Raw genomic sequence first — 11563 nt, 5'->3', positions numbered from 1 at the left:
AGACGGCCATGAAAACGCTGGAAACGTTGACCTTCGATAACCGCTTCGCCCGCCTGGGCGACGGGTTATCGACCCACGTACTGCCCGAGCCCATCGACAACCCACGATTGGTGGTCGCCAGCCCGGCCGCCATGGCGTTGCTGGACCTGGACCCGGCCGAAGCCCAGACAGCGTTGTTTGCCGAGATCTTCGGCGGCCACAAACTCTGGGCCGAAACCGAGCCCCGGGCGATGGTGTATTCGGGGCATCAGTTCGGTCACTACAACCCGCAACTGGGCGATGGCCGTGGGTTGCTGCTGGGCGAGGTATACAATGAGGCCGGCGAGCACTGGGACCTGCACCTCAAGGGTGCCGGCCAGACGCCCTTCTCACGGATGGGCGATGGCCGGGCGGTGCTGCGCTCCTCGATCCGCGAATTCCTCGCCTCCGAAGCCCTGCACGCCTTGGGCATCCCCACCACCCGCGCCTTGTGCGTAATCGGTTCGGACACCCCGGTGTGGCGCGAAAAGCAGGAGCGCGCCGCCATGGTGCTGCGCCTGGCGCCGAGCCATGTGCGTTTCGGCCATTTTGAATATTTCTACTACACCAAGAAGCCCGAGCTGCATGCCGCCCTCGCCGAGCACGTGTTGAACCTGCACTTCGCCGAATGCCGCGAGCAACCGGAGCCGTACCTGGCGATGTTCCGCGAGATCGTCGAGCGCAACGCCGAGCTGATTGCCAAATGGCAGGCCTACGGTTTCTGCCACGGCGTGATGAACACCGACAACATGTCGATCCTGGGCATCACCTTCGATTTCGGGCCGTTCGCCTTCCTCGACGACTTCGACGCCAACTTCATCTGCAACCACTCCGATGACCAGGGCCGCTACTCGTTCAGCAACCAGGTGCCCATCGGCCAGTGGAACCTCAGTGCCCTGGCCCAGGCCTTGACGCCGTTCATCAGCGTCGAAGCCCTGCGCGAAACCCTTGGCCTGTACCTGCCGCTGTTCCAAGCCCACTACCTGGACCTGATGCGCCGCCGCCTCGGCCTGACCCTTGCCGAAGAAGACGACCAGAAACTGGTGGAGCGCCTGCTGCAACTGATGCAGAACAGCGGCGTCGACTACAGCCTGTTCTTCCGCCGGCTGGGCGATCAATCCCCCGAACTGGCCATCGCCACCCTGCGCGATGACTTCGTCGACCTCAAGGGCTTCGATGCCTGGGGCGAGCTGTATATTGCCCGCGTCAACCGCGAAGGCGTGGTCGACCAGGACCAGCGCCGCGCCCGCATGCACGCCGTCAACCCGCTGTACGTGCTGCGCAACTACCTGGCGCAGAAAGCCATCGACGCCGCCGAGTCAGGCGACTATGAAGAAGTCCGTCGCTTGCACACGGTGCTGAGCAAGCCGTTCGAAGAACAACCGGGCATGGACAGCTACGCGCAACGTCCGCCGGAGTGGGGCAAGCACCTGGAGATCAGTTGTTCGTCGTAACGTTCAGGTTTGCCTGAACGACAGTCATCGCGAGCAAGCTCGCTCCCACAGGGATTGGGTGTTGTCGCAAATATCGCGGCCACACAGTTCCCAATGTGGGAGCGAACTTGCTCGCGATGGCGATCTTCAATTCACCACAGACTTCTCAGTCCAACGCTTGAACATCAAGCCAATCCACTCCTGTAACAGTCAGCGTGTTTATTCCGATGTAGGACCATTCAGGACCAGGCTACGCCGCCTTGCGCCGTTACCTACAACTGCGCCAGAATCCGCCGGCTTGTGCGCCTTGGGGTCGGGCTTTATCGTTTCCTGGTCGCTGAAAATCAGCGATCGGGTTTAGCGATCCGACTCAACACAGACGCAACAATGCCCAGTCTCGATTGCAGTCTTTTACGTCTGCACCTCGCGTAATGGTGGCTGTGCGTGGGAGACCTTCTGGTCTACCCGGGGTTTCTGTGACCCGGATCGCTAACCTGCGTACAGCCGCCACCTTTACTTGTTTAGCGATAGGTCGTGGCGGCTCAACCAATCACGGAGATTCGCCATGTTCAAAGCAACCCCCAACCCGCCAGATACCGATCCAGCCCACCCAAACTCAAAAGAATTCGACGAAACGGCCGAGCGCGTCCTCGACTACTACCTCAACCCCAAACCCAGCAAACCCGAGGCTGATCCCAGCCAACTGTTCACCGTCGTCAATGGCGTCGACACCGAAACCCTGCTCGCCAACCTTAGCGAAAACCTAGCCTCGGCCAACGCCATGGTTAGCGACCTGGCCTTCGACCTGAAAGGCTCCAGGCGGCACGTAGCCATGGGCATTCAGCAGTTGATCGAACTGAGCAGCTTATTGGCGAACCGCGCACTGGACAACGTCGAGCCCCGCCAGTCGACATAGCGCCTCCCCTGTGGCGCGGGAGCAAGCTCCCTCGCCGCAGTTAGTGCGCCGCGCCAAGCCATCAAATAAAGGTCTCAACCGATACGCCGAAGCGCTCCGCCAACCAGCGGATCTGCCTTAAATTGAGCTGGCGCTTGCCGCTCAATATCTCCGATACCACCGACTGGGTGCCTATGCCCGGCAAATCGCTCTGGCTCAAACCGTGTTCGCGCATCAGATAACGAAGCGCCTCAACGCCAGTGGCCTTGGGCATTGGCCGGTGTTGATGATCCCAGGCCTCGATCCATTCACCGATGATGTCCACCAGGCTCATCAGCGGATGGGCTTCTTCTTCGCCAACCAACTCCAACAATTCATCGAGCGCTGCGACCAATCGGTCGTAATCCTCTTCGCTCCCGGGCTTACGCAGCAGGGGCGACACAAACTCCCAATGGGCGGCGACTTGTTCGATCAGCGGACTCATCTTTTTACTCATCTCATTTTGCTATGGACGAGTTAACCACGGACTTGGCTAATCGCAAACTGCGATAATTTCGGCAAGAGTGATGAAAACAGACGAAGCTTCTGTGGCGAGGGGATTTATCCCCGTTGGGTTGCGAAGCAGCCCCAAAAACCAGTCAACGTGGTGCAGCAGATAAGCCGCATCAGCCGGGTTACGACTGCTTCGCAGCCGAGCGGGGCGGTGCGACGTTTCGCTAAATCCCCTCGCCACAATGTTTCTGACTGGCGTTGAGTGGTTCATCGCCCGCCCAAACCGTCTGCCTGCTCATCCAACCTTATCGTTCCCCTGCTCAGGCGTCTCGATCCCCGGTTCTGCCTCCTCAACCCCCTTCTCCTTGGGTTTGGCAGGTGGCTTTTCCTCGGGATAGCCGGGCATGCCGCGGGCGTCTTCGGGGGTCAGTTCATCCCGTTCATGGCGGCGGTCGATGGCGTAGGCCGGGGCGGCGTTGGGGTCTTCGTCGCGGCCGGCGGTGCCGAGGACGAAGCCGTCGTCATTGGGGTTGTCCACTGCCTGGGGAGTGGTTGGGTCTTGAGGATGGCTCATGGGACCTCCTGGGTTTGCAAACAGGTACGTGGTGTCTTTTTGAGGCCGTGAGACCTTTTCAGTGCGGCGCACCTGATGAATGGCAACCTTGATAAATGTCGTTGGAAAAGCCTGGAGCGAGTCCCTGTGGGAGTGGGCTTGCTCGCGAAGGCGGTCTGACAGACAGCAGCTCTATCGAATGTGCCGACCTCTTCGCGAGCAAGCCCGCTCCCACAAGGCAAATACGCTGGCATAGCTGCCTCCACGCTACGCCATATCACTCTGGCTGAACTCCTCGGCCAGAAAATCAATCAACGTGCGCACCGACGGCAGCAACCCGCGGCGCGAAGCGAAGATCGCATGGACGATGCCGCACTTGGGCGTCCAGCCCGGCACCAGCTCCACCAGCCGCCCGGCAGCTACGTCTTCGCGCACCACCACTGTGGGCAGATGGGCGACACCGATGCCGGCCAGTACGGCGTGACGCAAGGCCAGCAGGTCGTCGGTGACCATGCGTGGTTCATGGCGGATCAGCGCGCGGGTGCCGTCGGGGCCGAACAACTCCCACTGGTATTCGCGCTGCGCCGCGCCCCAGTGCACGCTCGGCAGGCCGTTGAGGTCTGCCGGGGAAGCCGGGGAAGACAAGTGCTCCAGGAACGCCGGACTGCCCACCAGGCATTGGGTGCTGTTGCTCAGCACTTTCATGACCATGTCGGTGTTTTCCAGCGGCGGAAAGCGCACCCGCAAAGCGATGTCGAAACCTTCGTGGATCAGGTCGACCCGGCGGTTGGTGCTCTCGATGAACAACTCCACCCGTGGGTACTTGAGCATGTAGCGGGTCAGCATCGGCCCGACCCAACTGTTGAGCAGCGCCGTCGGGCAACTGATGCGCACCAGCCCCTGGGGTTCGGAGCGGTTGCGCTCGATCACTTCCGCCGCGCTCTCGGCTTCGACCCGCATCGCCAGGCAACGCTGGTAATAGGCCTGGCCGATCTCCGTCAGCGTGCAATGGCGACTGGTGCGGTGGAGCAGCCGCACCCCGAGTCGCTCTTCCAGTTGGGCGATACGCCGGCTGAGTTTTGACTTGGGCATGTCCAGCGCGCGACCGGCGGCGGCGAAACCACGGTGCTCCACGACCTGGGTGAAGTAGTACAGCGTGTTGAGGTCTTCGATGATCGTTCTCCAAATAGAACGCTAAGGCTGATTTTCGCAGTCTAGCGATTCAAAGGTGCCAGTTTTAATCTACACCCATCGAAACGCAACACGGTTTGAAGCCGAAGCGCTTCGACCGGATGAGTCACCGATCAATCGCTACACCGACATTAAAAACCTTAACCACGCCGAAACCTTCGGCAACCAAAACTTAATGAGGGCTACGCCATGACTACTTCCTACAACCGTCTCGACAAAGATAACGCCGCCGTTCTGCTGGTGGACCACCAGGCTGGCCTGCTGTCGCTGGTGCGTGACATCGACCCGGACCGTTTCAAGAACAACGTGCTGGCCCTGGCCGACCTGGCCAAATACTTCAAGCTGCCAACCATCCTCACCACCAGTTTCGAAACCGGCCCCAACGGCCCGCTGATGCCAGAACTCAAGACCCTGTTCCCGGACGCGCCATACATCGCCCGTCCCGGCCAGATCAACGCCTGGGACAACGAAGATTTCGTCAAGGCCATCAAGGCCACCGGCAAGAAGCAACTGATCATCGCCGGCGTGGTGACTGAAGTCTGCGTGGCTTTCCCGGCACTCTCGGCCTTGGCTGAAGGTTTCGAGGTATTCGTAGTCACCGATGCCTCCGGCACGTTCAACGAACTGACCCGTCAATCGGCCTGGGACCGCATGTCTTCCTCGGGGGCGCAACTGATGACCTGGTTCGGCCTGGCTTGCGAACTGCACCGCGACTGGCGCAACGATGTGGAAGGGCTGGCGACCTTGTTCTCCAACCACATCCCGGACTACCGCAACCTGATGACCAGCTACAACACGCTGACCAACGCTAAATAACAGCCACACCGATCCACCTTTGTGGGAGCGAGCCTGCTCGCGATGACGGCAGGACAGTCAATGATGTATTGACTGTCAGGTCGCAATCGCGAGCAGGCTCGCTCCCACAAAGGTTTGCGGTGTGCTTTGCACGGTGTTCAAATCTTCGCCAATGATTTTCTGGAGACTGCCCAATGCTGATCCCCTGCCCCCATTGCAACGGGCTCAACCGCATCCCCGCCGAACGCCTGGGCGACCAGCCCAAGTGCGGGCGCTGCAAGGCCCAGGTGCTATTGAGCAAGCCGTTCGAACTCAAGCAAGGCGACTACGCCAGCCAGATCAAGGGCGATCTGCCGTTGCTGGTGGATGTCTGGGCCGATTGGTGCGGACCGTGCAAGTCTTTCGCGCCGGTGTTCGAACAGGCCGCTGCGCAACTGACGGGCAAATGCCGGTTGGCCAAGCTCGACAGCGAGGCTAATCAGCAGTTATCGGCGCAGTTGGGGATCCGCTCGATTCCCAGCCTGATCCTGTTCAAGGACGGTCGGGAAGTCGCGCGCCAGAGCGGGGCGCTGCCGTTGCCACAGTTGATGGGTTGGTTGCGCAGCCAAGGGATTTGAAGCCCTGAGATCAAATGTGGGAGCGGGCTTGCTCGCGAATGCGGCGTATCAGACACATAGATGTCGACTGACACACCGCATTCGCGAGCAAGCCCGCTCCCACATTGGTTTTGCACAGGCCAGAATCAGGCGCCTTCCAGCAGGCTATGCAACTCCATGAACTGCTGGGTCAGCTTGTGCCGTGGATCAAGGTGAATCAGCGGCAAACTGGCCTGATGGGATTCGCGCATGCGCACCGAGCTGCTCAGGTACACCGGCAATACCGGCAAGCCTTCGGCAATCAATTCGTCGAGGATCTGCTGTGGCAGGCTGGCGCGGGCCTGGAATTGGTTGACCACGATGCCTTCGACTTCCAGCTCTTCGTTATGGTCGTCCTTGAGTTCTTCGATTTCCGCCAACAGGCCGTACAGGGCCTGACGGGAGAAGCTGTCACAGTCGAAGGGGATCAGCACCCGATCAGCGGCGATCAACGCTGAAACCGCGTAGAAATTCAGCGCTGGCGGGGTATCCAGGTAAATCCGGTCGTAATCCTCCTCCAGCTCTTCAAGCAGTTTGCGCAGCTTGTTGATCTTGTGCTTGGCCTCAAGCTTGGGCTGCAGATCCGTCAATTCCGCCGTGGCGGTGATCACGTGCAAGTTGTCGAACGGCGTTTCGTAGATATCCACCTTGTTCTTTTTCGAAAAGGGCCCGGATGACAGGGTTTGCTTGAAGAAGTCGGCAATGCCCATGGGAATGTCATCGCCGGTCAGGCCCGTCAGGTATTGCGTGGAGTTGGCCTGGGCATCCAGGTCCACCAACAGCGTGCGATAGCCTTCGCTGGCGCTGACTGCCGCCAGATTGCAGGCGATGCTGGACTTGCCCACGCCACCTTTCTGATTGAACACCACACGCCGCATGTCAAAACCTCCGTGTATCAAAGATCCCCGAGTGTAGTAGGCCGCGACACCGCTTAGCTACCTTCTGCGTAGAAGGACTACGGCAACAGTGGCTTTTCCAACAATTGAAGCGTCAATTCGCCCGGAAAATGACAGAAAGAACCGACAGACAAGCCGGCAAGGATCGCGACAATAGTTCGCAGCTGAACCAAACCGTACATTTCGCTGGACAAAATGTAACCAGTATTTGCTACAAGCCAATCGCACCGGGATAATGCGCGCCACTTGGGTCGCAAGACCATGCAGGGTTGGACGCGGGTCAAACCACTGAACCGTGACAATAAAAGCCCGCAGGGGTGGGATGAATTTTTTGATCAATTTCAATATCGCCCAATGGCGCGCGTGGGCCCCTGGGCTCGAAAGCGTGGACGATTGGCAGGCCTGGAGCCGACAGCCGGTCGTATTGCCGCCCAGTGATGCCGCCCCTGACGTATCGTTCCTGCCGGCCATGCAGCGCCGGCGCCTCAGCCGCCTGGCGCGGATGGCCTTCAGTGTCGGCTGGCCGCTGGCCGAGGGCGAGCCGGACCTACCGTTGGTCTTTATTTCCCGCCATGGCGAAACCCCGCGCACTTTCGAGATTCTCAAGGACCTGGCAGCCGACCAGCCCTTGTCGCCGACCCAATTCAGTCTGTCGGTGCACAACGCAGTGATTGGCCTGTGGTCGATCATGCGCGGCGAAACCAGCGAAATGACCGCACTGGCCGCTACCGGCGACGGATTGGAGCACGGCGTGCTGGAGGCCGCCGCGCTGCTGAACGAAGGATCGCCGGCAGTATTGCTGGTGATCACCGAAGAGCAACCCCCGCAGGTCTACGCACCGTGGGTCAATGACGTGCCGTTTCCCTATGCCATGGGTTTGCTGCTGACCCCTGGCGACGACTGGCAACTGGACCTGAGCGCGCAAGCCGGCCAATTGCCGGGCAGTGACTGGCCCCATGCCCTGGATCTGTTGCGTACCCTGCTGAACAACCAAACCACCTGCCAACATGCCTGGAAGAATCGTGTATGGACCTGGCAACGCAACCGGTGACCGGTAAACATCGCGACGCCTATTACTGGCGCCTGATCGCGACCGCCGCAAGCTTCGCCCTGTTCGGGCTGGGCGGGCTGTGCCTGCGTTTGCTGGTGTTCCCGTTGCTGGCCTGGTGGCCCGGCGATGCCCAGGCCCACCGGCAACGGGCCCGACGCACGGTCGGGCGGTTGTTCTGGTTCTTTATCCGGTTCATGGCCCGCACCGGGGTGCTGACCTACCGGATCGATGGCGCCGAACGGCTTGGGCGCCCTGGACAAATGATCATCGCCAATCACCCGTCGCTGATCGACGTGGTGTTCCTGATCGGGTTGGTGCCCAACGCCAACTGCGTGGTCAAGCAAAGCCTGTGGGACAACCCCTTCACCCGCGGCCCGCTGCGCTCGACCCAATACATCAGCAACGACGGCAGCATGGACATGCTCGATGCCGCCAGCGATGCGCTGCAGGATGGCCAGACCCTGATCGTCTTCCCCGAAGGCACGCGCACCCAGCCAGGCCAGGCACCGGCCTTTCATCGGGGGGCGGCGGCCATCGCCCTGCGGGGTGCGAAAATCCTCACGCCCGTCACCATCAAGGTCTGCCCCACTACCCTGACCAAGGCCGAACCCTGGTATCGCATTCCCCAGCGCCGCGTGCACTTCAGTTTTCGCGTGGGGGCCGATATAGATCCACAGGCCTTCGCCGCGCTCGGCCCGCCACCCCAGGCTTCGCGCAGGCTAAACGATTTTCTGCATCACTATTTCATCAAGGAGCTCGCCGAAGATGAGCGATCTGCACCGTGACATCAAACAGCTGATCATCGATGCCCTAGGCCTGGAGGACATCGACATCGACGATATCGGCGACCACCAGACCCTGTTCGGCGAAGGCCTGGGCCTGGACTCGGTGGATGCCCTGGAGCTAGGCCTGGCGATCCAGAAGAAGTACGACATCAAGATAGATGCCGACGCCAAGGACACCCGTAACCATTTCAGCAATGTGGCAAGCCTTGCGGCCTTCGTCACTGCAAAACTCCCCTGAGACCGGACCATGCAAACTCGTGACGACATTTTCAATACCCTGCGCGATGCTCTGGTCGAGCTTTTCGAACTGGCTCCTGAACGCGTAACGCTGGAGTCGAACCTGTACCAGGACCTGGAAATCGACAGCATCGATGCGGTCGACCTGATCGACCATATCAAGCGTCAGACCGGCAAGAAAATCGCCGCCGAAGAATTCAAGTCGGTGCGCACCGTCAATGACGTGGTCGAGGCGGTCTATCGACTGGTCCAACCGGCCGCATGACCCGGCTGATTGGCCTCGGCCTGCTGCTGGCGGGCCTGCTGTACCCCTTTGCGGTGTATTTCGGCATGGAGCACTTCGCCCCGTGGCAGTTCGGATTGCTGCTCGGTAGCCTGTGGCTGGCCCGGGCATTGCTTGGCAAGGGCGGGCCCGGCAGCCGTTGGATGGCGGCCACGGCGATCGTGTTTTGCGTACTGCTGGCACTGTTCGACAGCCCGCTCCTGCTGCGCTGGTACCCGGTGCTGATCAGCGCGTTCATGCTCGGGCTGTTCGTCCTGAGCCTGAAATACGGTCCCCCGATGATCGAACGCCTGGCCCGCCTGCGCGAACCGCAGCTGCCGGCCAAGGCGGTGGTGTACACCCGCCAGGTCACGGTGGCCTGGAGTGTGTTTTTCCTGTGTAACGGTTTGCTCGCCGCCGCCCTGACTCTCTGGGCGCCGCTGAGCTGGTGGATGTTGTACACCGGCCTGATTTCCTACGGATTGATGGGGCTGCTGTTTGCCATTGAATGGCTCATACGACAACGGGTAAGAGGCCGCCCATGAATTGGATAACACTTGAGCAGATGCTGCTCAGGGCTGAGTCGGAGCGCGCCGTTGCGCTCGATCCGGCGCTCGATCACGCACAACTTCGGGACGCGGCGTTGTGCCTGGCGGCCGGCCTGCAAGCCCGCGGCGTGCGGCAGGTGGCAGTGCACCTGGAAGATGCCGCCGACCTGGCCACCGCCCTGCTCGGCGCCTGGCGCGCCGGCGTCCGGGTCTTGCTTCCCGCCGACCTGCAAGCGCAGACACGCCAGCGCTGGGCGTTGGATGTGGACCTATGGCTGACCGACCAGCCCGGCGACACGCATCCCAACGACCTGCAACAGGCGCCCATGGAAGCCGCCGAACTGGACCTCGATCACTGCTGGCTGAGCCTGTGCACCTCCGGCTCCAGCGGCGAGCCCAAGCGCATCGAGAAAACCCTGCGCCAGTTGAGTAACGAAGTCCACGCCCTGGAACAATTGTGGGGCGCCGACCTGGGCCCGGCCTGCATGATCGGCAGCGTTGCCGCCCAGCACATCTACGGATTGCTGTTCCGGGTGCTGTGGCCACTGTGCGCCGGGCGTCCGTTCGTGCGCCGGCAATTGGCGTTTCCCGAGGACCTGCAACGCGCCAGCCGCGAACAACCGGCCTTCGCCTGGGTCGCCAGCCCGGCGCTGCTCAAGCGCATGGGCGATAACCTCGATTGGCCGGCCCTGAGCAGCGTGCGCCGGGTGTTCTCCTCCGGCGGCGCCTTGCCCCCCGAGGCGGCGCAAAGCTTGCAGCAACGCCTGGGACAATGGCCGACGGAAATTTTCGGCAGCTCGGAAACCGGCGGTATCGCCTGGCGCCAGGGTGACGGATTGTGGCAGCCCTTTGCCGGCGTCGAGCTCAGCCAGGACAGCGACGGCGCTTTGCTGATCGCTTCGCCCTATCTGCCGGCCGGGCATGTGGAACATACCGCCGACGCGGCGCGAATCGCCGCAGATGGGCGCTTTGAGCTACTCGGACGACTGGATCGCATCGTCAAGCTCGAAGAAAAACGCATCTCTCTGCCGATGCTGGAACAAGCGCTGATGGCCCACGACTGGGTCAGCGAAGCGCGGCTGGGGGTGGTACAGGAGAAGCGTGCCTCCCTCGGCGCACTGGTGGTGCTGAGCGAAAACGGCCTGCACGCCTTGCGCAACCTGGGCCGGCGCGCCGTTACCGAAGGCCTGCGCCGGCACCTGAGCGAGCATTGCGAAACCCTTGCCCTGCCTCGGCGCTGGCGCTGGCTGCGGCAGTTGCCGCTCAACGCCCAGGGCAAGTTGCCCCAGGCCGAGGTCGAGGCGCTGCTGATGGCGCCACGCCCCAAGGCCCCTGACGTGCTGGAGCAAGTCGAAACCGACGGCGAGTGGAACCTGCAACTGGTCGTGCCTGCGGACCTTGCATACTTCAGCGGTCACTTCCCCACCGCGCCGGTGTTGCCAGGCGTGGTGCAGGTCGATTGGGCCTTGAGCCTGGGCCGGCAACTGCTGGACCTGCCGCCCCGGTTCGTCGGCATGGAGGTGCTGAAGTTCCAGCAACTGGTTCGCCCTGGCGATGAAATCCAGCTGCACCTGCGCTTCGACCGCGAGCGCGGCAAGCTGTACTTTGCCTATCGCAATGACACGGCGGCCTGTTCCAGTGGGCGGATTGTGTTGGGGGTGGCTAATGACTAATCGCACCGCCCTACTGTGGCGAGGGGATTTAGCGAGACGTCGCACCGCCCCGCTCGAGTGCGAAGCGCTCGCTAACGAACGGTGTCGTTGCACAGAATT

At 61.5% G+C, this 11563-nt stretch carries 14 protein-coding genes; 10 read left to right on the top strand and 4 right to left on the bottom strand.

Features of this window, described 5'->3' with window-relative positions; translation table 11 throughout:
- The first annotated feature begins 8 nt into the window (after positions 1-8).
- Both selO and AC30D9_RS14975 read left to right on the top strand, forming a co-directional pair.
- Entirely contained in the window at positions 9-1472 is a 1464-nt protein-coding gene (gene selO, locus AC30D9_RS14980; protein WP_490144307.1) for a protein adenylyltransferase SelO, read from the top strand.
- 544 nt (positions 1473-2016) lie between these two features.
- Positions 2017-2367: a DUF6124 family protein gene (locus AC30D9_RS14975; RefSeq protein WP_134922567.1), complete on the top strand. Its 351-nt coding sequence runs from the start codon at positions 2017-2019 to the stop codon at positions 2365-2367.
- Positions 2368-2428: 61 nt separating this feature from the next.
- On the opposite strand, the gene AC30D9_RS14970 is transcribed toward AC30D9_RS14975, so the two are convergent.
- The 3 genes from AC30D9_RS14970 to AC30D9_RS14960 form a co-directional block, all read right to left on the bottom strand.
- Positions 2429-2830 (bottom strand): helix-turn-helix domain-containing protein, encoded by a 402-nt coding sequence (locus tag AC30D9_RS14970; RefSeq protein WP_490144306.1) that lies wholly within the window; start codon positions 2828-2830, stop codon positions 2429-2431.
- A 303-nt stretch (positions 2831-3133) separates the two neighbouring features.
- Positions 3134-3412 (bottom strand): hypothetical protein, encoded by a 279-nt coding sequence (locus AC30D9_RS14965; RefSeq protein WP_490144305.1) that lies wholly within the window; start codon positions 3410-3412, stop codon positions 3134-3136.
- A 246-nt stretch (positions 3413-3658) separates the two neighbouring features.
- Entirely contained in the window at positions 3659-4564 is a 906-nt protein-coding gene (locus tag AC30D9_RS14960; protein ID WP_209022198.1) for a LysR family transcriptional regulator, read from the bottom strand.
- Between the two features lie 207 nt (positions 4565-4771).
- On the opposite strand from AC30D9_RS14960, the gene ycaC reads away from it, so the two are divergent.
- Both ycaC and trxC read left to right on the top strand, forming a co-directional pair.
- On the top strand, positions 4772-5398 hold the full coding sequence (gene ycaC / locus AC30D9_RS14955) for an isochorismate family cysteine hydrolase YcaC (RefSeq protein WP_109752086.1): 627 nt from the start codon (positions 4772-4774) through the stop codon (positions 5396-5398).
- Positions 5399-5571: 173 nt separating this feature from the next.
- Positions 5572-5994 (top strand): thioredoxin TrxC, encoded by a 423-nt coding sequence (gene trxC / locus AC30D9_RS14950; protein WP_122565348.1) that lies wholly within the window; start codon positions 5572-5574, stop codon positions 5992-5994.
- 125 nt (positions 5995-6119) lie between these two features.
- Here the strand turns inward: trxC and AC30D9_RS14945 are convergent, their stop codons facing one another.
- Positions 6120-6890: a ParA family protein gene (locus tag AC30D9_RS14945; RefSeq protein WP_307573699.1), complete on the bottom strand. Its 771-nt coding sequence runs from the start codon at positions 6888-6890 to the stop codon at positions 6120-6122.
- Between the two features lie 340 nt (positions 6891-7230).
- On the opposite strand from AC30D9_RS14945, the gene AC30D9_RS14940 reads away from it, so the two are divergent.
- The 6 genes from AC30D9_RS14940 to AC30D9_RS14915 are packed head-to-tail and all read left to right on the top strand — an operon-like array spanning position 7231 to position 11464.
- Positions 7231-7959 carry a beta-ketoacyl synthase chain length factor gene (locus AC30D9_RS14940; RefSeq protein ID WP_490144304.1) on the top strand — a complete coding sequence of 243 codons (729 nt, stop codon included), beginning with the start codon at positions 7231-7233 and terminating at the stop codon, positions 7957-7959.
- Positions 7935-8744, top strand: a complete 810-nt coding sequence (locus AC30D9_RS14935; protein WP_109752082.1) for a lysophospholipid acyltransferase family protein — start codon at positions 7935-7937, stop codon at positions 8742-8744. The genes AC30D9_RS14940 and AC30D9_RS14935 overlap by 25 nt, the downstream gene beginning before the upstream one ends.
- Entirely contained in the window at positions 8725-8982 is a 258-nt protein-coding gene (locus AC30D9_RS14930) for a phosphopantetheine-binding protein (RefSeq protein WP_134922558.1), read from the top strand. Before AC30D9_RS14935 ends, AC30D9_RS14930 begins: the two co-directional genes overlap by 20 nt.
- 9 nt (positions 8983-8991) lie before the next feature.
- Entirely contained in the window at positions 8992-9246 is a 255-nt protein-coding gene (locus tag AC30D9_RS14925; protein ID WP_134922557.1) for an acyl carrier protein, read from the top strand.
- Positions 9243-9788 carry a COG4648 family protein gene (locus tag AC30D9_RS14920; RefSeq protein WP_109752080.1) on the top strand — a complete coding sequence of 182 codons (546 nt, stop codon included), beginning with the start codon at positions 9243-9245 and terminating at the stop codon, positions 9786-9788. Before AC30D9_RS14925 ends, AC30D9_RS14920 begins: the two co-directional genes overlap by 4 nt.
- Positions 9785-11464: an ApeI family dehydratase gene (locus AC30D9_RS14915; RefSeq protein ID WP_490144303.1), complete on the top strand. Its 1680-nt coding sequence runs from the start codon at positions 9785-9787 to the stop codon at positions 11462-11464. The genes AC30D9_RS14920 and AC30D9_RS14915 overlap by 4 nt, the downstream gene beginning before the upstream one ends.
- Positions 11465-11563 lie beyond the last annotated feature (99 nt).

This window comes from Pseudomonas sp. DF11 (assembly GCF_058148565.1).
The sequence above is the reverse complement of the archived record's forward strand: the minus strand, read 5'-3'. Positions and strand labels throughout refer to the sequence as shown.